Here is a 22,315-nt window from a genome sequence, read left to right on the forward strand (position 1 = left end):
CACCGCCGCTGCGTTAGCGTCCCGAGCAAGATGTCCAAACCGATCGCCACGTTCGTCGAGTTTCCGGTTGTCTCTGATCCGCGCGGAAACCTCTGCTTCGCTGAGGCGAGACGACACGCGCCCTTTGACATCGAGCGCGTCTACTTCCTCTACGACGTGCCCAGTGGTTCGGTGCGCGCCGGCCACGCGCACAAGGCCCTGCAACAAATCCTGCTCGCGGTCGCGGGAAGCTTCGACGTCAAGCTAAACGATGGCTTTGGCGAGCAGACTGTCACCTTGAACCGCCCGAACGTCGGCCTGCTGATTGGCCCCGGCCTCTGGCGCGAGATCAATAATTTCTCCTCCGGATCCGTCTGCCTGGTGCTCGCATCGATGCCCTACGACGAGGCCGACTACTTCCGCGATTTCGAGACGTTCGCGCGGCACGTCCGCCAATGAGGTTCGTCGACCTCGGCCTGGACGATCCGACGTTGCGCGAGGAACTCGATGCCGCATATGCGCGGGTCATCGACAGGGGCTTGATGATCCTCGGGCCCGAGCTCGAGGCGTTTGAAGCGGAGTTCGCGAGCTATTGTGGCGCGCGTCATGCGGTCGGCGTCGGTAACGGCTTCGACGCCCTGGTCCTGTCGTTGCGGGCCGCCGGTGTGGCCGCGGGAGCCGAAGTCATCGTTCCCGCCCATACTTTTGTCGCCACCTGGCTTGCCGTGGAGGCGGTGGGCGCGACCGTGGTTCCGGTGGAGGTCTCGCCAGATACCTACATCATGACGCCAGAGGCGGCCGCCGCGGCGATCACGTCACGGACCGCCGCAATCCTGCCTGTGTCGCTCTACGGCCATCCTGTGGACATCGACGGCTTCATGGCTCTGGCCAGTCGGCACGGGCTTTTCGTCCTCGAGGACGCCGCCCAAAGCCATGGCTCATCCTATCGCGGCAGCCGGACGGGCGGGGGCGCCCATGCGACCGCGTTCAGCTTCTATCCCACGAAGAATCTCGGTGCGCTGGGCGATGGCGGGGCCATCACCACGAGCGACCCGGAGTTAGCCGCGAGGCTCATGCGCCTGCGCAACTACGGCTCCTCGCGCAAGTACGTGCATGAGGAAACTGGCGTGAACTCGCGGCTAGACGAGATGCAGGCCGCGTTCCTGCGCGTTTTCCTTCCACGACTCGACAGCCGCAATGACGCGCGGCGGGGGATCGCCCTGGCCTACGCAGATGCCCTTGCGGGGGTGACGGGGCTGACGCTCCCCCACGAACTGCGGGACGCGCGCCACGTCTATCACCTCTATGTGGTGCGGACCGGCCGGCGCCAGGCCGTCCAAGCGTCTCTGACGGAGGCGGGCGTGCAGACACAGGTTCACTACCCGATCGCGTGCCACCTCCAGCCAGCCTTCGCCGCCCGGGCGTTCCGACGCGGGCAGTTTCCCCTTGCCGAGCAACTCGCCGACGAGGTGCTGTCCCTGCCGATGTGGCCAGGGTTGCGGCAGGTCGATATCGCCTCTGTGGCTCAAGCGGTGCGCGCGATGGTATGAACTGCCCCATGTCCTCCGAAGTGGCGCGTCCAGACGAGCGGGATCTCTCCGCCTACGAGATCACCTATCGCGAAAGCACTTTTGAAGTGGTGCAGGCGGCGTTCCGGAAACGGATGCTCGTAGGCCTGCTGGAGCAACTGCGGCCGCGCAGAATTCTTGAAGTCGGGTGCGGTCTCGACACCCTCGCCAACCACTGGACCCAGGCCGAGCGCTTCGTGATCGTCGAGCCGGGGCGCAGCTTCGCCGAGGAGGCGCGCCGGGCCACGCACGGCCGCCCGGATGTGGAAGTGGTCGGCGCGAATCTGGAGGATGCGGCCGATCGGCTGGGACCCAGGTTTGACCTCATCCTGCTCAGCGGTCTCCTGACGGAGCTGACCGATTGCGCGCCGGTCCTGGCTGCGACACGCTCACTTTGCGGGGCCGATACTGTCGTGCACGTCAACGTCACGAATGCCCGGTCCTTCCACCGCCTGCTCGCGCTGGAGATGGGGTTGGTCGACAATCTGCTCGCGCTGTCCGATCTCCAGCACAAACTTCAGCAGCATCGCGTCTTCACAAGCGAAAGCCTGCGCGACCTGATGGTGGAGAGCGGGTTCGCCGTGTTCGAGGAGGGGGACTATTTCGTGAAGCCGTTCACCCACGCGCAGATGCAGGCCCTCGCCGACCAAGGCGTGCTCACGCCCCAGATGCTCGAAGGCCTTTGGGGCATGGCCAAGCATCTGCCCGGCCTGGGCTCCGAGATCTATGTGAACGTCCGTCGATCGGCCTGACCCGCGCATGCAGACTGACCGACTGCGCCTCGTCGCCTACCGGCCGGAGCTAAGGGCCCGGTGGAACGCCTTTGTCACGTCGAGCAAGAACGGCACGTTCCTTTTCGATCGCGACTTCATGGAATACCACGCCGACCGGTTTGAGGACGCGTCTCTCGTGGCCTTCGAAGGTCCAGACGAGTCAAACATCGTCGCGCTCCTCCCGGCCACGAGATTGGGTGACCGCCTGATAAGCCACGGCGGTCTGACCTATGGAGGCTGGGTCACTGACCGACGCATGACCACGGCGGCGATGCTGATCCTCTTCGACCTGCTTCGCAGCTGGTCTGGTGGCCACGGTGTCGCCGAGCTTCGCTACAAGGCGACGCCGCGCTGCTACCATAGCCTGCCGGCGGACGAAGACCTCTATGCGCTCTTCCGCCAAGGCGCCGTCGTGGTTCGCCAGGACGTGACCTCAGTAATCGACCTGAACCCCGGAGTGGCCTGGTCGAAAGGCAAGCGACACGCCCTCAGCAAGGCGCGAAAACTCGGTGTCACCGCAGTGCTGAGCGATGATTTTGACGACTTCCATGAGGTCCTTCGTGAGGTGCTCTCAGCCCATGACGCCACGCCGGCGCACAGCGTCGACGACCTGAAGCGCCTTGTGTCCCGGTTTCCGGAGCACATCCGCCTCTACGCCGCCGACCTGGAGGGGCGGGCCATCGCTTACGCCCTCGTCTTCGATTGCGGGCAGACGGCGCACACTCAGTACCTCGCCGCGCGGCCCGAAGGGCGTCAGAGTGGCGGCCTCGAGACAATTGTTCAGCGCCTTCAATTCGAGGACTTCTCGTCTCGGAGATTCCTGAGCTTTGGAATATCGACTACGAACGATGGGCGGACGTTGAATCTCGGCCTCGTGGCTCAAAAGGAGATGTTTGGCGCGCGAGCACTGATCTGTCCTCACTTCGATCTCGCGTTCTAGCGCAGGTTCATTGCTCATCCGCTGAGGCCAGCCTTGGCCCGCTACCAAGTTCCCCAAAGGTCCGATGCAGGCGTCAGCTCCCGAAAAGATTGTGTTTGTCGGCGGGGCCCCGAGGTCGGGCACCACGGTTGCGCACGCGCTGATCTGCACCTCCGCGAGGGTCACACGCTATCATCCGGAGATCAGTTTCTATCGCGGCATAGCTTTGGCGTACCGAAACGGGGCCGTGGCCTGGGACCAGCACACCTCCGCATTCTTCTCTGACCGCGAGGCCTTTCGCGCGCACATGCGCGAGCACAGCGACCTCGCCCTGAGGCGGATATGGGACGCCCTCGACAGGCGCCCCATCCTTGCTTGCAAGGACCCGTTGCTGACCCGCTTTTTCCCGGATTTGGCGCAGCTTCATCCGGAAAACGCCGTCTTTGTCGTAACTGTCCGCAATCCGATCGACATCGTCCGTTCTCGACAGGAGGTGCACGAGCGGGCGGGCAGTGGGCGCCCGTTCAGCGCGGCGGACGCTGTCGGCGTGGCGCGAGAAATGATGGAAGCCTATCAAGCGGTGCTCTCGACCGACTTCGGAGGCCGGCTTTTCGCTCTCCGCTACGAAGACCTAGCGGATGCTCGCATTCACGCCGAATTGGGAGCGTTTCTCGGCGTGAGCGATCTCGATCCGGCCAATATGTGGGGGACCGCCCCCGACCAGGGCGACGACCCCTGGGGATCGCCGAAATACTACGGAAAGATCGACCTAAGTCCGCGACTTTCGCCATTGGACGCTCTGCTTGCCGGCCACGTGCGCCAAACGTGCGCCCCTCTGATGCGGCGATTTAACTACGAGTGATCGGCTGGTGACGGGTCGGTGCGCAGGTGAATGTAGTTCTCAAAACGGTTGAGTTCTCGTCGTAGCGCGGCGACGTATTCGGTGGACTGCAGGTCCTCGCCAAGGGCCCGGGCCTTCTTCAGGGCATTGGCGATCTGATAGGGGCGATTGATCTCGATCCACCCGGGCATCGGAATGTCGAAGCGCGAGAGGCTGGGCGCGTCGAGATCCACCGGGACTATCACTGGGATCTGCGCCGCTAGCGCTTCGAGATTGGCCTTGCCACCCGCTTCGGGATAGCTCGACAAGTAGACGTCCGCTCCCTGGGCGATCAACTCGGCATGAAGGCTGGGCACGAAGCCGGTCACCACGTAGCGCGATGGATCGATCCGTTCCTTCTTCAATCCGGCCGCAATCGCCGACATTACGTCCTCGGTGACTGTCCCGATGTGGACGATGCGGCTGTCCGGTTCAGCCTTCAGGGCGGCGGTGAAGTAGCTCGCCCATGAGAAGGCGCCAGCGCCGCGGTACTTGTTGGAGCTCCCACATGTCGCGATCACCAGCCCTTTGCCCGCTTCACGCTGTGGCCGAGGTCCAGTCGCCAAGGTGGGTGATGTCATTCCAGCGTACACTGGATTGAGGCCTGCCTCCCGACACGCGAGGTGGCAACGATAGGTGAGATCGACGTGGCTGGAGAATGGCAAGGTAGCCCCGACCGCGGGCGCGTGATCGAAGTGATGTACGAACTCAGTGACCTCTCGAAAGGGCCAGGCGGCGAGGATGGGAACGATATCCATTCCATGGCCGAAAAGGAGGATTCGAGTGGGCTGGATCGCCTTCAGCATCATGTAGACTTCCACGCACCGTTCTAGCAGGCGCCGTCGGCGTGGATACAGCCAGGCACGCTCCTGGAAGACGGTCGTCAGCTGCGGCATCTCGCCGAGTTCTTCCGGAAGCTCGCGGTAGCTGTCGGTGTAAATTCCCGTCACCTGACCAGGGAAGGCGTGCATGATGTCCTTCACCACTTGGCTATGCCCGCCAGTGTGACGCAGTATCGTGGCTAGGACGACGATCCGCTCGTTAGACTTTTGCGGTTGCGGCACGTCGATCAAACCGAGGCGGTTCGCGATCCCGGGCGCCAACTTGTCGAACCACCCCACGAAAAGCTTGCGTCCGTGGATCGCGGGATTGCGAAATCCTCTGTTGAGCAAGATCACCTGTTCCATCGCCGCGTCGAGTTCGGCCCAGCTGCGCGCCGAAGTGATGGTCGTTTCAATGTCCGGCCGCTCGTACTCGAGGGTCATCCCTACTCCTGCCTCACGCGGCGCATCTTGATGGGTCTACTCGCGAATCCCTCGCGATTCTGGGGCCATCAGAATAGTCTCCATCACGGGTCGTCAAACGTAGGGTCAGTTCTTTGTGGAGGAGACCCGCTGCCCTATGCTCGGAAGTGGACTCTCTGGAGGTCCGCATCGAGGCGTCAGCAGCCGATTACCCTGTGGCCGGAAGCAGACGTAACCCCGTCGCCCTCGGCGTCTTGCGGACAAATGCGCGACTAGGTGTCGGGATCGCCCCGCGTCATCCGTCATACTTGGGTGACCCAACTAGGTCCTGAGGAGATGAACCGATGCGCTTCCTGTTGATCGTCAAGGCGACCCCCCAGTCGGAGCGTGGCGAGATGCCCGCCGACGTCGAACGGCTGATGGTCGATATGGGCAGGTTCAACGACGAGATGATCGCCGCCGGCATCCTCCTCGATGGGGCGGGCATGCAGCCCAGCTCCGCCGGCAAGCGGATCCGGTTCGAAGGCCTGGGCCACGCGGTCGTCACCGACGGGCCCTTCGACAACGTTTCCGAGCTCGCGTCGGGCTACTGGATCCTCAACTGCAAGGACACCGACGAGGCCCTGGCCTGGGCGCGGCGGGTTCCCTTCTCCAGTGGGGCGCTCGAGCTCCGCCCCCTGGCGGAGCCGGAGGCGTTCGCCGACCTGGTCTCGGAGGAGGAAGTCCAGAAGGAGCGTGACCACCGCGCCGAACAGCTGCGCAAGGCGCCAAAGCCCAAGGTCTGAGCCTCAAGAGGGCCCCTGCGGGGAATTGGGCGGCGGCCCCAGCTCAGTCCCGTCGGAGGTGCAGGGCGTCGCCGCGCGATGCTGGTGTGCTATGGCATACCCATGCGCATCCAAGCCCTGCTTCCCGTCCTGTCCCTGCTGGCCCTGTCAGCGTGCGAGCCTGCGCCGCCCGCGGCGCCCCAGGCGCCTGAGCCGCCGGCTTCTCGGTGGTCGTCCATCGTCACGGGGGCCGGGATGGCGCTGAGCTATGCGCCCGCAGCCCCCAGCGCTCAGACGCCCGCGATCCGTCTGAGCTGCGCTCGCGATCCCGACGTGTTCCAGGTGGCGGTGGAGCAGATCATTCCGATCTCCAGCGAAGATCGGCTGTCGGTCGGGTTCGACGGCGAGCCCTTCGCCCTGGCCGTGACTCCGGAATCCTTGGCGGGACCTGCGGGCCTCGAGGCGGCCGGGCCGATCACCCAGGACCTGTTGACCGTGATGCAGACCGCCAAGGTGATCGAGGGATCCTACGGCGCCACGCAGTTCGGACCCTATGACGCCCCGCCGCCAGCGATGCTGGCGAGTTTTGTTCAGGGCTGCCGGGCGGCGGGCGTCAGCCGCTAGATCCCGGCGGATCAGCCGGCGAAGATCCAGGCGCCATCGAGGGTGGCCAGGGAGACTCCCACCAGGATCATCTTGCCGCCGCCCACCATGTCTATGACCGTGTCGGCGCCGACCTGGGAGGCGGTGGCGGCGGTCCCGACGTCAAGCTGCACCCGGTCGCCCTCGGCGCGGCTGAAGTCGGTGATCCGGTCGATTCCCGTGCCGCCCCAGGTGCGGAAGGTATCGGCGCCGGGGCCCCCGCTGAGGGTGTCGTCGCCGAGGTCGCCCGACATCCAGTCGTCGCCGCCCCCGCCCGACAGGCTGTCATTAGCCTGCCCGCCTCGCACCCAGTCGACGCCGTCGCCGCCGTCCTGGGTGTCGGCGCCGAGATTGCCGTAGACCAGGTCATCGCCGGCCTCGCCGTAGAGCATGTCATTGCCCTGGCCGCCCACCACCCAGTCGTGACCGTCGCCGCCGCGAACGGTGTCATTACCCTGGTTTCCGTGGGTGTCGTCGAAGCCGGCCCCGCCGACGATGCTGTCGTCTCCCAGGAAGCCGCGCAGGAAATCGTTTCCGCCGCCACCGTTCAGATAGTTGGCCGCGTCATTGCCCAGGATAGTGTCCGTGGCCGACCCGCCCAGGACGTTCTCGATCACTGTCGCATAGGCGATGCCCAGGTTGTCGGACCAGGTGTAGGTCTCCGGGTCGATGATGAACTCGGCGATCGTGGCGGCGGAGTTCGGATAGATGCTGCTCCAGTAGTCGGCCTGGGCCTGGGCCGAATAATAGGCGATCGAGGAATAGGCGCCTGGCGTCAGGTCGATGATCGATGAGCGGGTATGGGCCGAGAGGTCGAAGGTGTCGGTCCCGCCCGCGTCATAGACCGCCTGCATCATGGGGGTCGCCTGGGACCAGGTGTAGGTGGTGTCGCCGAGACCGGTGGTGGGGTCGGCGCCGTAGCGGGCCTGCAGGGCGACGATGTCGAAGACCATCGGGGTGGTGGGGCTGACCGCCCGTCCCACCAGCCGGTTAACCCCGTCCACGGGCTCGATCGTGACGTGGAAGATGTCCTGCGGAAAGTCATAGGACATTATTGTATAGCGGACGTTGTCGTAGCCGGTGGGCAGGGTGGCGCCCGGTCCGAACGGGTGCTGCAGGCCCAAGGCATGCCCCAACTCATGCAGCACCGTCTCGAACCCTGCGGAGCTCGGGGCGAAGTTCGAGGTCTTCAAGGTCTCGTCCAGCCACACGTCGCCCTGCCACGCCCCCTGGGCGAATCCCGGCTGGGGCGGGCGATAGGCGAAGGCCGTGGTGTCCTCGTTGCCGGTGACGTCATTGACGTCGGTGAAGGCGAAGCGGATCTGGCCGGTATTGGCGACGTCGTCGGTCTCCACCAGGCTGGGGGCGATGACCTTGTCCCAGGCTTGCAGGGCCAGCCGGATGGCCGCGGCCTGGGCCTCGGTCACGGTTCCGTAGTCGGCGTTGGCCTGCTCGTCGTCCACGGCGTAGGTCGGCCAGGTGCTGCCGGCCTTGGGAAAGCTGAAGGTGATCTGGTTCCCGCTCCAGGCGTTGCCCTCGTCGTACAGCAGGACGCTGGTGATCTCGGAAATGCTCGGCGCCGCCATCTTCGCCCCCCACAGGCCGACGCCGGTAACGCGTCACTCGACCTCTACCCTAGCGCGACCCGCCGGTGCGTGGGCAAGCGCAAACGTCAGGCGGCCACCGCGCGGCCCCACTCGTTCCAGCCGGCGATGCGCGGCGTGCCCGGCAGGTACATGGTCTCCAGCCAGTCGACCTTCAGCCCGGCGGCGGGAAGGGCCGCGGCCACGGGGCGGATGATGTGACAGCCCCCGGCCATGCGGCTCCACAGCGGGTCCCAGAACCTCTGCCATCTGGCGACGTCGGCGTCGGGAGCCAGGCCATGCTCACAGAACAGGAACTCTCCCCCGGGCTTCAACACCCGGCGCGCCTCGGTCAGGGCCGCAGCCGGCGTATGGACCGAGCAGAGAGTGAAGGTGCACACCACCGTATCGAAGCTGCCGTCCTCGAAGGGCAGGGCCTCGGCGGTTCCCTCTGCGACCTCGACGGCCAGGCCGGGCGCCCGGGGCGCGGCCTCGGCCAGGGCGAGCAGCTCGGGCGAAGGATCGACCCCCACCACCGTGGTGACGGCCGCCGGATTGTAGAAGGCCAGGTTGAGTCCCATCCCGATGCCCAGCTCCAGCACCCGTCCGCTGGCGCGGGGGACGATCTTGGCCCGCTGTTTCATCATCGGTGGCGAGGAGCAGGCGCAGGTCAGAAGACCCGGCAGGATCTTGCGGCTGTAGAAGGATGACATGGCGTCTCGTCCCCGAACTTTCGACCAGCATCCCTCAGGTCGCCGCCCAAGGCCAGTGTCCGCAGACGGCGCGCCGCGCCGGGGCAGGGCGGGACGAAGCTAGGCTGCGACCGACTCTTCGGCGGCGCCGCCGAGGTTTTCCTGCAGGGCCTTCAGCAGGTTCTCGGGCTTCATGGGCTTTTCCACGACACCGTTCATGCCCGCGGCGAGGTAGCCCGCGGCGTCCTCCGGGTCGGCGTTGGCGGTGAGCGCGATGATCGGCACCCGGCCCGCCGCGCCAGGCAGGGCGCGGATCGCCTGGGTGGCGGTGACCCCGTCCATGCGGGGCATCTTGATGTCCATCAGGATCAGGTCGAAGCGGCCGGTGCGGGCGGCGGCCACGGCCTCTACGCCGTCGACGGCCGACTCCGAGGTGCAGTCGAACATCTCGCACAGGGTCTCGGCCACCATGCGGTTGGTGGCGTTGTCGTCCACCACCAGGATGTGAGCGGCCCGCTGCCGGGCGTCGAGATTGTCGGGCTCCGCCTCGCCGTTGCTTTCCACGGCCGTGGGGGCGGTGAATTCGAAGACCAGGGTCTCCCCGGCCCCGGCGTTGGCCTCGGTGTGGACGTCTCCGCCCAGGGCCGCGATGATCTGGCGGCCGACGGCCACCGACAGGGCCGTTTCCAGCCCGAACAGCGCCTCGATCTCCTGGATATCCAGGGCGTCGCCGACGCTGCGTTCGCCGCCGCCGCGCACGCGGCCTTCCAGCCGCACCATGTCCCCGGCCGGATAGGCTCGCAGGGTGGCCTCAACCGCGCCGTGGCGCACGCCAGCCAGGGCCTGGGAGATGAAGCCGTCGAAGGCCTGCATGACCCGGGCGGAATCGATGAGCGCCGTCATCTCCGGCGCTCCGTCATAGGAGACCAGCAGGGTGACGCCGGACTTGGCCGCCTTCTGTCCCCAGCGGGCCTCGATCTCGTCGGCCAGGTCACGCAAGCGCTTGGGGGCGGGCTCGAAGGCCATGCCCTGGGTGGCGGCGTCCTTGAGGTCGGCGCTGGAGGCCAGGATCTGGCGCACGCAGGCCGCGGCCTCGCTGACGCCGGCGACGCAGGCCTGGGCGTCGGCGCCCAGGGGGTGGCGCGCGAGACGTTCCGCAAGCGCCTGCACGCCTTCCATCTGCTGATGGATTTCGCTGGTGATCCGTTCGAAGAAAAAGTCTGGCAGGGACATGAACAGCCGACGCGGGGGGAACTACGCCCAGAATGCGCGTAAGCGCTTGCAGAGACGTTAAGGTCAGAGACTGAGAGTTGTGAGCGCTGCAATAGGTCGCACGCGCTGAAAATTCCTGACGCAGGCGCAGAAAAAGGGCGGCGGATTGCTCCGCCGCCCTTGAATTTCCTGGAGAAAATTCGGCTCCTTGGAGCCGGGCCGTCATCCAGATCCTAGAACTTGTATTGCAGTTCCAGGCTGTAGGTGCGCGGCGCGATCAGGCCGCGCGAGATCGAGACGCCGGTTTGGCGCAGGTACGGCGTGCCGCCCACCACGAGGCCGGGGTTCGGATTGCCGAACACCGCCGTCGGGTTGGTGGAGCCCGTCGAGGTGAAGCCCTGCTCGTCGGTGACGTTCTTCACCGAGGCGATGAGCGTGTACTTGTCGTCGGCGTCCTTCCACAGCGCCCGCAGATCGCCGGTGCCGTAGGCCGGAACCTCGAACGCCGGGTCGTTGAAGGGCTGGTAGATCGTCGAGTCCGTCCAGGTGTAGGTGCCCGACAGGATCAGCGAGCCCGGGGCGAAGTCGAAGGTGTAGTTGGCGTTGAACGCGAACTTGTTCTCCGGCGACTGGAAGAGCTGGCTGCCCTTCAGGTCCTGGAAGACCAGCAGGACGCCATTGGTGGTGGCCGAGCCGCCGCGGGGCTGGGCGCCCGGCAGCAGGGCCGACGGATCGGCCGGGTCATAGAAGCAGCAACCGCGGGTGATCTCGGTGTTCAGATAGCCGTAGGAGGCCATCATCTGCAGCGGCTCGATCGGACGCCATTGAGCTTCCAGCTCGACGCCCCAGGCCTTGGCGTCGACGTTCACGAAGTTCGAGGCCGCCGCCGTGCCGGTCGCGTTGAGCTGCGACAGGTTGAGCTGCAGGTCCTTGAAATCGTTGTAGAAGATTGACGAGTTCAGGATGAAGCGGCCGTTGAAGGTCTTCTTCAGGCCGATTTCGTAGGCGTTGACGGACTCTTCGTCGGCCTTCGGCTGCGGAGCGAGCGTGCCCAGCAGGAAGCCGCCAGACTTGTAGCCGCGGCTGTACTTGGCATAGGCCAGGGTGTCCTGGTCCGGGGTCCAGTCCAAGTTCAGGGTGCCGGTGACGGCGCTCCAGCTGTCGGACAGGCTGCGGAAGTTCTGCACGCCCGGGGTCAGCGGGTCCATGTCGCTGGAGACGTCGAAGGCCGCGGCGCCGCTGAAGATCGAGGGCGACTGGATGATCAGGCGCTGGGTCTCAAAGCCGTCCTTGTCGTCGACCGTGTAGCGCAGGCCGCCGGTGATCGCCCAGGCGTCGTTGAACTTGTAGGTCGACTGGCCGAACACCGCCCAGGCCTTGGACTCCAGGGTGGCGTTCTGGTCGGCGAAGTTGCGCAGCGGGTTGGGGGCGGCGGGCGTGCCGGCCAGGGTCAGCGGGGTGGCCAGCTGCGACTGCTGCGGCGAGCCGAGCTGGATCCGCTGCTTGTACTCTTCCTTGTACTGATACAGGCCGAGTATCCACGAGAGCGGGCCATCGCTGTTGGAGGTGAGGTTCACCTCGTTCGAGAAGTAGCGCTTGTTCTCGTTGAAGTCGGTGGTCAGGTCCGGGAAGAACGGAACCGCCATGCCCGGGATCGCGATGGCGCCGGTACGGCTGGTGGCGTCATAGTCGCCGCCGGTCTGGTAGTTGTACTGCTGGAAACCACCGATGTACTTCAGGTCGGCCCATCCCAGGTCATAGGTCACCTGGGCGGTGAGCACGTGGTTGCCGCGCAGGTAGCCGTAGCCGTCGCGGTTGGTGTTCTGCTTGTAGGGATCGGTGACGCCCGGGTTGGCGACGCCGTAGCCGAATTGCGGGTTGGGCAGCAGGCCGCCGATCGGCTGGAACACGCGGGTGGTGTCGTAAGGCGTCACCAGGTTGGAGAGGCGGTCGCCCACGCCGGTGGTGTCGTCCCAGTTCGAGCGCGAGTAGCGCAGCCAGGCGTTGGTGTTGTCGCCCAGCTCGGCCTCGGCCTGGATTTCGAAATAGGTGCGCTTGATGGTCCCGCCGTCGTTGGCCGGGCCGATGTTCTTGATGAAGCCGTCGCGCTGCCAGTCCTGGCTGCCGCCGATGGAGAAGCGCAGGTGCTCGGCCACCGGGATCGAGACCAGGCCTTCGATCTTGGTGCGTTCGTAGTTGCCCACCGCCAGGCGAACTTCGCCGCCGAACTCGTCGGCCGGGCGCTTGGAGATGGTGTTGATGGCGCCGCCCATGGCGTTGCGGCCATAGAGGGTGCCCTGGGGACCGCGCAGGATTTCCGTGCGCTCGACGAACAGCGGCGACTTGAACAGTTCCGACGAGGAGGCGGAATAGAAGCCGTCGGTGTAGGCGGCCACGCCCGGGTCGTTGCCGACATAGAAGGTGTTACGGCCGGCGCCGCGCAGCGACACCCGGTCGGTGCCGGAATAGTTCATGCCCGGCGTGAAGTTCACGAAGTCCTGGATGTTGTTCATCCCGATGACGTCGCGCTGGTTGGAGGTGTAGGCCGACACCGCGACCGGAACGTCCTGCAGGGCCTGCTCGCGCTTCTCGGCGGTGATCACCAGCTCATCGATGGTGAAATCGTTGGCGGCGGCGTCCTGGGCGAGGGCGGGGGCGGCGATCGCCGCCAGGGTCAGGGTCGAGACCCCGAGCGCCAGAACGGTGCGCAGCCGGAAACGGTTGACTGAAGACATGTATCCTCCCGGGCGGCGGGGCTTCGCCCGCGTCCGCCTGCATGTACGAATCTGATGAAGCCAGGGCGCGGGGAGGCGCCGAGGCGCGCGATACCTCGGTCGCGCGCGCGCCTCCGTCAATGTGCGGCGCCGAAAGGCGCGGGCTTTTGGCGACGCTTTCGTGTCGCTGTGGCCGAAGTACCGCAGTTTCAAACGGGCGGTACAAAACTGACCCGCGTTCTTTGGTTTCCCTGTTAATTCCTGGGAAAGCTTAACCAATCCGGGAGGTGGCCGTGGCTGCGGTTCATACCGTGCCTCGAAATTGGCGTGCAGCCTACATTCAGCGAGGCGTTTCCGCACGGCGGCCAAGAAAAAGGGCGGCGGGTTTCCCCGCCGCCCCTTCAGTTCATAGAGTTCGTTTAGAAGCGGTATTGAAGCTCCATGCCCATGAGCCGGGGCGGCGTTATTTCCAGGTTCTGGGCGGCCCCGGTGAGGGGGAGATTGCGCTGGGACCCGGCGACCGCCGCCGCGTAGCCTTCAGTATCAAAGACGTTCTTGACATAAGCGATGACGGTGTATTTGCCGCCGGACGGCTGCCAGAACGCGCGGAGGTCTACCTGGTCCCAAGAAGGCGCCATGTTGTAGCTGCGCGTGAAGACATTGGCGTAGGACTCGCTGCGGTAAAGGTAGGTTGCTCCCAAAGTGAGGGCGCCAGCGTCCATGTCGAACGTATAAGCGCCGTTCAACGCGACCTTATGCTCGGGAGCTTATTTCCTTTAACACTGACTGCCGTCGTGGTGACGTTATCGTTGACGTCGACGAGCGATACGCTCTCCACGATTTTGGTAGGGTTGTAGCCGTAATCCAAGGTTAAGCGGATCGGCGGCGCTGGCTGCCAAATCGCGCTTAACTCCAGTCCGCTGGAACGCGACTTAGCAATGTTCACGAACTGGCCGACGTTAGTTGGGCCTACCCTGATCGTGACCGGCGCCTGAAGGTCTCGATAATCAATGTAGAACAAGGCGGCGTTCAGTTGGAGATTCGGGAAATTCTTCTTGACCCCAATCTCGTAGGCATTTGCGAACTCGGCATCGGCCTTGGGCACGGCAAGGAAACCACCGGCGGAGAAGCCGAAGGCCTTATAGCCTCGGCTGTAGCGAGCATAGGCCATCGTGTCGTCGTCCGGTTGCCACTGCAACCCAGCAGTCCCGGTCGTGGCGTCAGAGGTGTCGCTCAGCTCACGGCTGGCGATGCCTGTCGCGCTGCTGATGGTGTACTGGCGACAGACCCCAGCCGTGCAGACCGAGGGACTGGTGACGCCCTTGATGAGTCCCGAGGTGCTCTTTGGCGCAAGGGTGTCGGTCAGGTCAAAGGCGCCGTTGCCCAGACCGGCGAGGCCGTTCAGGGCGCCGCCGAGGCCCAAGGCCGCGCCGACCGCAGGCAGAGCGTTGATGTTGCCCAGCAGGCTGCCGTAGTTCGCCGCCGTTCCTGGGCCAAAACCGCTAAGTCCGAGGGCCGGATAGAGGCCTGGATAGCAAGCATCAGAGTTGCAAACGATGCGGCGGTTCTCAGTCCCGAACTTCTTGTCCTTGGTGTACCGGAGGCCCACCGTGAGCTTCACGGTGTCGGTGACGTCCCAGTCAACCTGCCCAAAAAGCGCCCTGCTCTGTGTAGTGAGGGAGTAGGTGCCGGTCGACCAGAACTGGTCCGGATTTTGCGCTGCGCCGAGCACTGGCGTTCTCAGGTTGCTGGGCCCGACAAGGAAGAAGTCGGCGGTGCTTCCCGTGCCGGTGTATTTTTCCTGGTAGTCGAACGCTCCCACGATCCACTGAACGGGCCCGTCCGTCGTCGAGGAGATATTGATCTCGTTGCTATACCACTTAGGGTACTCAAAGTAGTGATAGCCGTTGTTGGCGTTGACGGTTAGCGGCGAGCAATTGACCGTCGAGGCGCCGGCGGCGAACAACGCGGCGACATTTCCGCAAAGAGACCCGGGCGCGAGCGGGATTTGGTAGGACTGGACGTTGGTGGCGTCTGTGTCCCCGTAGAGATCGTAGTTGTACTCCTGAAATCCGCCCACATACTTAATGTCAAAATTCTGCGCATGGTAGACGAACTGCGTTGTGAATGAATTCACATCGCTTAAGCGTACGCGTTGAGTGAGGTTTGTGTTGAACTTGTGAGAGTCAGTCAGCGCTGGATTAGTCTTCGTGACGCCTCCGTTAAACTGCACAAGGCTGCCCGGTACAATCCCGTTACTGTAGCCGAAGGCCGAATTGTAAACGACCGGGAAGTTGGGATCGAGGAGGCCTGTCTCGTATTGCCCGTTGAGAAAGCCTGCGCGGGCGCCGGGTCCGCCCCGGTTGTGCCAGGCCAGGGTCTTGTATGAGGCCCAGAGTTCAGCGTTCTCACCGAGGTCGGCTTCCAACTGGAGTTGGTATTGATACTCGTCACGTTTGCTGCCTTCAGAAGGGCCGCCATTGACGTTCTCGTAGTAGCCTTCCCGCTGGTCGAGCTTGTAGCCTGAAACCCGATACCTCAGGCCATCCGCAATTGGACCCGAAATCGCAGCCTGGAAGTTTGTGAATTCATAATTCTCCGCAATTGCCCGTACCTCCGCGTAGAAGTCCTCAGTCGGCCGCGCGGAGATAACGTTGACGGTGCCGCCGATCGCGTTGCGGCCGTAGAGCGTGCCCTGAGGGCCCCGCAAAATCTCGACCCGATCCACATCCAAAGGCGGGCCGCCAGCCAGCACTGTCGAGGTTGTAAACAGGCCGTCCACGTAGATCGACACAGCGCCGTCGACCGAGTGGACGTTGGTGAGGCGGCCTATGCCTCGCATGCTCGCGCGGTCGTTTGCAGATTGGTAGACAAAGCCTGGGGTGAAATTGGTCAGGTCCTGCACCGTGCTGATGCCGACCTTGTCGCGCTGCTGGCTGGTGAAGGCCGAGATCGCGATGGGGACGTCCTGCAGGCTTTGTTCGCGCTTTTCAGCGGTGACCACCAGCTCTTCGATGGTCGTTGTGGCTTGGGCGAACGCTGGCGAGGCCATTGCTGTAAAGGCCGCCACGGATGCGCCAGCAACCAGCAGGCTCCGCAGGTGCAGAGTTTTGGACATTCAATTATCCTCCCATGACAGCCGGACTTTCTACGCCGGTCCGGTCTGTCAGCATTCGCCACGCAAAAATCTTGGCCTGGAACCCGCGGCGGCTGTCCCAGCAGAGGTGACGGTCACGCCGCGACCAAGAGTCTGTCAACGCACAGCGATAGGTGAACAGCGTTCAGTCGGTCGTTTTTTGGCGGCGATGTGGCGCAAATACCAAGGGTCTTTGAACCTTCCGTAGCGGCATGGAGGCCTGATTTCTCAAGGGATGGGCGACTTTTTGATCGCCCGTACGATGAACCGGTCCCTAGGGGCGGCGCCGGGGAAAGCCGTGCGGCGCGGCCCACGGTCGCGCCGGCCTTTCGATTTGGCCGGCTCTGACGCATATGGAGCCGATGAGCCAACCCACCCGCGCCCTCGTGCTGTTTTCCGGCGGCCAGGACTCCAGCGTCTGCCTCGCCTGGGCCCTGGAGCGCCACGACCACGTCGAGACCGTGGGCTTCGACTACGGCCAGCGTCACGCCGTGGAGATGGCCCAGCGCCAAGTGGTGCGCGCCGGGTTCCTGCAGCGGTTCCCTCGGTGGGCCGGTAAGCTGGGGGACGACCACGTCATCGACCTCACCGGCTTCGGCGCGGTGGGCGAGACGGCCATGACCACCGAGCGCGCCTTCGAGGTGACGGAGAAGGGTCTGCCCAACACCTTCGTGCCCGGGCGCAACCTGGTGTTCCTGACCTATGCGGCCGCGCTCGCCGATCGCCGCGAGGCCCGCTTCCTGGTGGGCGGCATGTGCGAGACCGACTTCTCGGGCTATCCCGATTGCCGCCGCGACACCCTGGACGCCCTGCAGACGGCGCTGAACATGGGCATGGCCCAGGACTTCGTCATCGAAACTCCGCTGATGAAGCTCACGAAAGCCCAGACCTGGGCGCTCTCCAAGACCCTCGGGGGCGAGGCTCTCGTGGAGCTGATCGTCGCCGACAGCCACACCTGCTACCGCGGCGAACGCGGCGAGCTGCACGCCTGGGGCCACGGCTGCGGCGACTGCCCGGCCTGCGACCTGCGGGTGCGAGGCTGGAACGAATGGGTGGCCGCCGGCCGGCCGGACCTCGTCCAGTGACCTATTCGGTCAAGGAGATCTTCCTGACCCTGCAGGGGGAGGGAGGGCAGGCGGGCCGCCCCGCCGTCTTCTGCCGGTTCGCCGGCTGCAACCTCTGGAGCGGCCGGGAACAGGACCGCGCCACCGCCGTCTGCACCTTTTGCGACACCGACTTCGTGGGTATGGACGGGGAGGGGGGCGGACGCTTCACGACCCCCGAGGCCCTGGCCGATGCGGTTGCGGCCAGGTGGACGGGCGGCCCGGACAACCGCCTGGTGGTCTGCACCGGCGGCGAGCCCCTGCTGCAGCTGGACCCGCCCCTGATCGACGCCCTGCATGGGCGGGGCTTCACCATCGCGCTGGAGACCAACGGCACCCTGGCGGCCCCCAGCGGCGTCGACTGGATCTGCGTCAGCCCCAAGGCCGATGCGCCGGTCGTTCAGCGGACGGGGCAGGAATTGAAGCTGGTCTTCCCGCAGGCGAACGTCGATCCGGCCACCTTCACGTCGTGGGATTTCGAGCGGTTCCTGTTACAGCCGATGGACGGTCCGGCGCGCCTGGAAAACACCCAGGCGGCGATCGCCTATTGCCTCGCCCACCCCCAGTGGCGTTTAAGCGTCCAAACCCACAAATATCTCGGCATTCCCTGAGCTGCGACTGCGCTCAGCGACGCCAAAGACAGCTGATGACCGCTCCGATTTTCGAGATCACCAAGGCCGCGACCTTCGACGCGGCGCACTATTTTGAAGATGGGCCCGAGCACCGGCCCTATTCGCGCCTGCACGGTCATTCCTTCAAGGTGGAGGCCACTGTTCGCGGTAAGCCGCAGGAGCCGGTGGGCTGGGTCGCCGATCTCGCCGACCTGGACAGCGCCCTGCGCGCCGTGGCCGCTGAGCTGGACCACGGCCTGCTCAACGAGAAGCCCGGCCTCGAACGCCCGACCCTGGAACACCTCTGCCTCTATTTCGCCGAGCGCCTGAAGGTCACGTTCCCCGGCCTGTGCCGCATCGTGGTCTCGCGCCCCACCATCAGCGAAAGCTGCGCGCTGAACCTCTAGGCGCCTGTGGAGTCAGGCGAGGGGGTTGCAAGGCGGCGGCCCCTTGACACTGACCCGTGGTCATTAGTTAATGACTGTCGGTCATCAGGAAGGGCCCCATGAACAGACCTCCGCGGCGGCGGCTTCATCCCGAGGCTCGGAAGCTCGAGATCGTCGAGGCCGCCGAACGCCTGCTGCAGGCCAATGGCGGCCGGGCGCGGGTGGAGGATGTGGTCCGCGAGGCCGGCGTCGCGAAGGGCACCTTCTTCCTCTATTTCCCCACCTGGGACGACCTGCTGGAGACGATCCGGCAGCGGCTGGTCTCCCAGTTCGACACCGCCTACCCCCTGCCCACCGAGGTCGAGGGCCCGGTGGACTGGCCGGGCCTCGTGGAGTCCCAGGCCTTGGCCTTCATCGAGTTCACCCTCTCCCGGCGCGGCGTGGGTGAGGCCGTCTTCCATTCCGACTTCGCCGAGCGCCGGCCCCTGGCCGACCACGCCATCCATCGGCTCGCCGCCGTGATCCGTGCTGGCCAGGAGGCCGAAGCCTTCGGGCCGGTCGATCCGGACGCTACGGGACGCCTGCTGTACGCCGTGATCCACGAGGCGGCCGACGCCGTCGCCGGATGCGGCGACCGCGCGGCCGTTCAGGGCGCCCTGCAACACGTCCTTCGGCGCACCCTCGCGCCATGACCCCAGTCTTCGTGCCAACCCCTGGAGGATCCCATGAGTGAGAGCGTTGTGAACGTGCGGTACATGGTCAGCGACGTGCAGGAGGCCGCCGACTGGTATGTCGGCCTCATGGGCTTCAGCCGACTTCCCAACGCCTCGCCGGCCTTCGCGGCGGTCGAGCGCGGACCGCTGCGGCTGCTGCTGAGCGGCAAGGCCAGCTCGGCCGGTCGGCCCATGCCCGACGGCCGCCAGCCCGAGCCGGGCGGATGGACGCGCTTCCAGATCATCGTCGAGGACCTGGCGGCCGAGGTCGGTCGCCTGCGGGGTGAGGGCGTGACGTTCCGCAATGATATCCTCACCGGTCCCGGAGGATCTCAGATCCTGGCGGAGGACCCGTCGGGCAACCTGGTGGAACTGTTCCAGCCGGCGGTGTGGGGCTGATCCCCGCGCCCGGATGATCGGCGAGGGAAATCTTCAGCGGGTCAAGCCGGTCTTCTAGCCAGGCTCAGCGCCGCTTGCGGTCGTCGCGCTCTTCGTCCTCGTCCTTCCCGTCGCCAGGGATCACCGCGCCCACCACCATGCCCGCGCCCTTGGCGGTCATGCCGACAGCGCTGGCGGTGACGCCCACGGCGGTGCCGACCACGGCGCCGGCGGCCATGGCGATGCAGCCGGCTTGGGAGAGGCCGAGCGCGGCGAGGAGGGCGGCGGTGGCGGCGGTGCGGACGATGGTCATGCTGGGTCCCCGGCTGGCCCGCCAGGGTTAACCTGCAATTGATACCAAATGGTGGCTAGGCGGCTTGCCGGACTGTTGAGCGCGTGGGCCGCGACGCGACAGCGAAGACTCTAGAGCCTGAGCGCGCGGGGCGCGGGCCCGTCGGCGGCGCGGCGGCGCGGACCGTCGTAATTCGGGTCCACCTTGCGGCGGCGGTCGGGCCCGAAATAGTCGTCGGTCCGCACATAGGGGCGCGGGTGGTCGATGATCTTCTGCAGCCGGTCCAGCACACCGCGCGCGGTGAGCGGCTTGGCGAGGAACTCGTTGACCCCCACGTCGCGGGCTTCGCTGATCCGGCGCATGGTGGAGTGGCCGGTGATCATGATGACCGGCGCCATCTGGTTGGGGCTGTCGGGGGAATTGCGCAGCAGCCGCACGAAGTCGATGCCGTCCAGGGGCTCCATGGCCAGGTCTGTCATGACGATGTCGATGGGATGGGCCCGCATCTGCTGCAGGGCCTCGGCCCCGTCGCCGGCCTCATAGATGTTCTGCAGGCCCACCGCGCGCAGAACCTCCGACAACAGCACCCGCATGTGGTGGTTGTCGTCCACGATCAGGATCTTGAGGACTTCAAGCCGCACGGGGTTGGTGTTCGCCCTACAATCTAACCTAGAAAACTGGCCTTGAGCCGATGGGGGTGTTGTCATCAACGGCGCGGAAGGCGCTCAGATACCGGCGTCGAACGCGTTCGGTCAACGGGCAATAACCCCTGACGGAACAAAACAATTCGGAGCGTGAGAGGTCGCTGAAGGCCGCGCCCTGAAGCTAAGCGTCAGCGGTCTGCTACTTTACCGGGCAAGTGGGCGCCGCCACCCGTCTGGGCCCGGTGCCGCAGGAAGGCGTCGGCCAGGACGCAGGCGGTCATGGCCTCCACCACCGGGACCGCGCGCAGGCCGACGCAGGGGTCGTGGCGGCCCTTGGTGCGCAGGTCGATGTCTTCGCCGGCCTCGTTGATCGACTGGCGCAGGGAGAGGATGGAGGAGGTGGGCTTGAAGGCCACGCGCGCCACCACCGATTGTCCTGTGGAGATGCCCCCCAGGATGCCGCCGGCGCTGTTGGACAGGAACAGCGGACCCTCATTGCCCATCCGCATCTCGTCGGCGTTCTCCTCGCCGGAGAAGGCGGCCGAGGCGAAGCCCGCGCCCACCTCCACGCCCTTGGCGGCGTTGATCGACATCAGGGCGCCGGCCAGTTCGGCGTCCAGCTTGCCATAGATCGGTGCGCCCCAGCCGGCGGGCACGCCCGTGGCCTCGACCTCGACAATGGCGCCCGTGGAGGAACCGGATTTGCGGACGGTCTCCAGGTGGTCTTCCCAGACAGACACCATCGCAGGGTCGGGGCACCAGAAGGGGTTCTCTGTCGTCTGGTCCCAGTCGAAGCGCGAACGGTCGATAGCGTGCGGCCCGATCTGCACCACGGCGCCGCGGATCGTCACGCCGTCTAGGATCTTGCGGGCCACGGCGCCGGCGGCCACACGGGCGGCGGTCTCGCGGGCCGAGGCCCGTCCGCCGCCGCGATAGTCCCGCACCCCGTACTTGGCGAAATAGGCGTAGTCGGCATGGCCGGGGCGGAAGGCTTGGGCGATCTCGGAATAGTCGCGACTGCGCTGGTCGACGTTCTCAATGATCATCGAGATCGGCGTGCCGGTGGTGACCTGGCCGTCGGTGCGCTCGTCGGCGAACACGCCCGACAGGATCTTCACCGCGTCCGGCTCCTGGCGCTGGGTGACGAACTTGCCCTGGCCCGGCCGGCGCTTGTCCAGCCAGACCTGGATCTCTTCGGCGGTCAGCTTGATGTTGGGCGGGCAGCCGTCGACCACGCAGCCCAGGGCCGGACCATGGCTCTCGCCCCAGGTGGTCACGCGGAACAGATGGCCGAAGCTGTTGTGCGACATGCCGGCGCTTCTAACTGCGCGCTGTGACTATGGCTAGGCCGCCCAAGCGGCGGCGAAGCGCCGAAGCTGGGCGCGGGCGGCGGAATCCCCGGTGGCGCTGTCGGCGGCCAGGCGCAGGAACAGGTGCCCCTGGCGGTGACGGCCCCGGGTCGGCAGGCCTTGGCCCACAAGGCGGATCAGCCCGCGTTCGCCGGCCTTCTTGGTCAGCCAGACGATGCGCCGGCCCAGCGGCGTCTCCACCGCAATGCGGCCCCCTTCCGCCAGCAGGCGCGGCTCAATCTTCACGGTGATCCAGAGGTCGTCGCCCCGCACCAGCATCTCGCCGTCGCCGCGGATCGCGACCTCCAGCTCGGCCTCGCCCACGCGGACGGTGTCGCCGGCCCGCATCCCGGCGGGCAGGTCGATCTTCACCCGGCGGCCGTCGGGAAGACGATGCTCCACCTTGCCGCCGGTCATGGCGATCAGGGGCGGGACCGAAAGGGTCGGCGAGCTGACCATGGGACGGCTGACCGTGGCCGGCGGCTGGCTCACCCGGTCGCGGGGAACCGGGGCGGTCTGGAGGATGTGATAGGCCTCCACGACCTCGCGGAAGCGTTCGGCGTCGCCGCCCTTTCTATCCGGATGGGCGCGTTTGGCGGCGTCGCGGAAAGCGCGGCGCAGTTCGGCGGGGCCGGCGAGGGGGCCTGCGCCCAGCACCTCGCGCGCCCGTTTCGCGCTCATCGTCGTGGAGTTTGCCGCGGCCATCGACGACAGTCTTAGGAAGACGCGGTCA

At 65.8% G+C, this 22,315-nt stretch carries 23 protein-coding genes; 12 read left to right on the top strand and 11 right to left on the bottom strand.

The features are described 5' to 3' along the window. Positions 1–30 precede the first annotated feature (30 nt). The 5 genes from OCL97_RS05455 to OCL97_RS05475 all read left to right on the top strand — a co-directional run bounded on the left by OCL97_RS05455 (position 31) and on the right by OCL97_RS05475 (position 4,101). Positions 31–438, top strand: a complete 408-nt coding sequence (locus OCL97_RS05455; RefSeq protein WP_377368308.1) for a sugar 3,4-ketoisomerase — start codon at positions 31–33, stop codon at positions 436–438. Beyond that, positions 435–1,529 (top strand): DegT/DnrJ/EryC1/StrS family aminotransferase, encoded by a 1,095-nt coding sequence (locus tag OCL97_RS05460; protein ID WP_377368310.1) that lies wholly within the window; start codon positions 435–437, stop codon positions 1,527–1,529. Before OCL97_RS05455 ends, OCL97_RS05460 begins: the two co-directional genes overlap by 4 nt. Before the next feature lie 8 nt (positions 1,530–1,537). Continuing rightward, a complete protein-coding gene (locus OCL97_RS05465; protein ID WP_377368312.1) occupies positions 1,538–2,299 on the top strand; it encodes a methyltransferase domain-containing protein in 762 nt (253 codons plus the stop codon). 7 nt (positions 2,300–2,306) lie between these two features. Further along, positions 2,307–3,260, top strand: a complete 954-nt coding sequence (locus OCL97_RS05470) for a GNAT family N-acetyltransferase (protein WP_377368314.1) — start codon at positions 2,307–2,309, stop codon at positions 3,258–3,260. 64 nt (positions 3,261–3,324) lie between these two features. Further along, positions 3,325–4,101: a sulfotransferase gene (locus tag OCL97_RS05475; RefSeq protein WP_377368316.1), complete on the top strand. Its 777-nt coding sequence runs from the start codon at positions 3,325–3,327 to the stop codon at positions 4,099–4,101. On the opposite strand, the gene OCL97_RS05480 is transcribed toward OCL97_RS05475, so the two are convergent. Then, positions 4,092–5,384, bottom strand: a complete 1,293-nt coding sequence (locus tag OCL97_RS05480) for a glycosyltransferase (protein ID WP_377368318.1) — start codon at positions 5,382–5,384, stop codon at positions 4,092–4,094. The genes OCL97_RS05475 and OCL97_RS05480 overlap by 10 nt on opposite strands. Positions 5,385–5,707: 323 nt before the next feature. Here OCL97_RS05480 and OCL97_RS05485 point away from each other — a divergent pair, with 323 nt between their 5' ends. Next, entirely contained in the window at positions 5,708–6,148 is a 441-nt protein-coding gene (locus tag OCL97_RS05485) for a YciI family protein (protein ID WP_377368320.1), read from the top strand. A 102-nt stretch (positions 6,149–6,250) separates the two neighbouring features. Then, positions 6,251–6,751, top strand: a complete 501-nt coding sequence (locus OCL97_RS05490) for a hypothetical protein (RefSeq protein ID WP_377368322.1) — start codon at positions 6,251–6,253, stop codon at positions 6,749–6,751. Positions 6,752–6,762: 11 nt separating this feature from the next. On the opposite strand, the gene OCL97_RS05495 is transcribed toward OCL97_RS05490, so the two are convergent. From OCL97_RS05495 to OCL97_RS05520, 6 genes are all read right to left on the bottom strand, one after another. Next, positions 6,763–8,355, bottom strand: a complete 1,593-nt coding sequence (locus OCL97_RS05495) for a matrixin family metalloprotease (protein WP_377368324.1) — start codon at positions 8,353–8,355, stop codon at positions 6,763–6,765. A gap of 86 nt (positions 8,356–8,441) precedes the next feature. Continuing rightward, complete coding sequence (locus OCL97_RS05500) at positions 8,442–9,065, bottom strand: class I SAM-dependent methyltransferase (protein ID WP_377368326.1); 624 nt, start codon at positions 9,063–9,065, stop codon at positions 8,442–8,444. A gap of 99 nt (positions 9,066–9,164) precedes the next feature. After that, the gene (locus tag OCL97_RS05505) at positions 9,165–10,277 is read right to left on the bottom strand and encodes a response regulator (RefSeq protein ID WP_377368328.1); all 1,113 of its coding nucleotides are present in this window, start codon (positions 10,275–10,277) and stop codon (positions 9,165–9,167) included. A 212-nt stretch (positions 10,278–10,489) separates the two neighbouring features. Then, positions 10,490–12,991 (bottom strand): TonB-dependent receptor, encoded by a 2,502-nt coding sequence (locus tag OCL97_RS05510; RefSeq protein WP_377368330.1) that lies wholly within the window; start codon positions 12,989–12,991, stop codon positions 10,490–10,492. A gap of 398 nt (positions 12,992–13,389) precedes the next feature. Further along, positions 13,390–13,716 (bottom strand): hypothetical protein, encoded by a 327-nt coding sequence (locus OCL97_RS05515; protein ID WP_377368332.1) that lies wholly within the window; start codon positions 13,714–13,716, stop codon positions 13,390–13,392. Continuing rightward, positions 13,713–16,088, bottom strand: a complete 2,376-nt coding sequence (locus OCL97_RS05520; protein WP_377368334.1) for a TonB-dependent receptor — start codon at positions 16,086–16,088, stop codon at positions 13,713–13,715. Before OCL97_RS05520 ends, OCL97_RS05515 begins: the two co-directional genes overlap by 4 nt. 380 nt (positions 16,089–16,468) lie before the next feature. Between OCL97_RS05520 and queC the strand changes: the two genes are divergently transcribed. The 5 genes from queC (at position 16,469) to OCL97_RS05545 (ending at position 19,318) form a co-directional block, all read left to right on the top strand. Continuing rightward, complete coding sequence (gene queC, locus OCL97_RS05525; protein ID WP_377368336.1) at positions 16,469–17,191, top strand: 7-cyano-7-deazaguanine synthase QueC; 723 nt, start codon at positions 16,469–16,471, stop codon at positions 17,189–17,191. Then, positions 17,188–17,820, top strand: coding sequence for a 7-carboxy-7-deazaguanine synthase (gene queE / locus OCL97_RS05530; RefSeq protein WP_305762160.1), 633 nt, complete (start codon positions 17,188–17,190; stop codon positions 17,818–17,820). Before queC ends, queE begins: the two co-directional genes overlap by 4 nt. A gap of 35 nt (positions 17,821–17,855) precedes the next feature. Then, positions 17,856–18,227 (top strand): 6-pyruvoyl trahydropterin synthase family protein, encoded by a 372-nt coding sequence (locus OCL97_RS05535; protein WP_377368338.1) that lies wholly within the window; start codon positions 17,856–17,858, stop codon positions 18,225–18,227. Between the two features lie 98 nt (positions 18,228–18,325). After that, positions 18,326–18,898, top strand: a complete 573-nt coding sequence (locus OCL97_RS05540; RefSeq protein WP_377368340.1) for a TetR/AcrR family transcriptional regulator — start codon at positions 18,326–18,328, stop codon at positions 18,896–18,898. Between the two features lie 33 nt (positions 18,899–18,931). Beyond that, the gene (locus OCL97_RS05545) at positions 18,932–19,318 is read left to right on the top strand and encodes a VOC family protein (RefSeq protein WP_377368342.1); all 387 of its coding nucleotides are present in this window, start codon (positions 18,932–18,934) and stop codon (positions 19,316–19,318) included. A gap of 64 nt (positions 19,319–19,382) precedes the next feature. Here the strand turns inward: OCL97_RS05545 and OCL97_RS05550 are convergent, their stop codons facing one another. From OCL97_RS05550 to OCL97_RS05565, 4 genes are all read right to left on the bottom strand, one after another. Further along, the gene (locus OCL97_RS05550) at positions 19,383–19,610 is read right to left on the bottom strand and encodes a hypothetical protein (protein WP_377368344.1); all 228 of its coding nucleotides are present in this window, start codon (positions 19,608–19,610) and stop codon (positions 19,383–19,385) included. A gap of 110 nt (positions 19,611–19,720) precedes the next feature. Next, on the bottom strand, positions 19,721–20,230 hold the full coding sequence (locus OCL97_RS05555; protein WP_377368346.1) for a response regulator: 510 nt from the start codon (positions 20,228–20,230) through the stop codon (positions 19,721–19,723). Between the two features lie 191 nt (positions 20,231–20,421). Then, positions 20,422–21,543, bottom strand: a complete 1,122-nt coding sequence (gene aroC / locus OCL97_RS05560) for a chorismate synthase (protein WP_377368348.1) — start codon at positions 21,541–21,543, stop codon at positions 20,422–20,424. A gap of 33 nt (positions 21,544–21,576) precedes the next feature. Further along, a complete protein-coding gene (locus OCL97_RS05565) occupies positions 21,577–22,287 on the bottom strand; it encodes a DnaJ domain-containing protein (protein ID WP_377368350.1) in 711 nt (236 codons plus the stop codon). Positions 22,288–22,315 lie beyond the last annotated feature (28 nt).

Source organism: Phenylobacterium ferrooxidans, assembly GCF_042714595.1.
In the GTDB taxonomy this organism is placed as follows: Bacteria; Pseudomonadota; Alphaproteobacteria; order Caulobacterales; family Caulobacteraceae; genus Phenylobacterium; species Phenylobacterium ferrooxidans.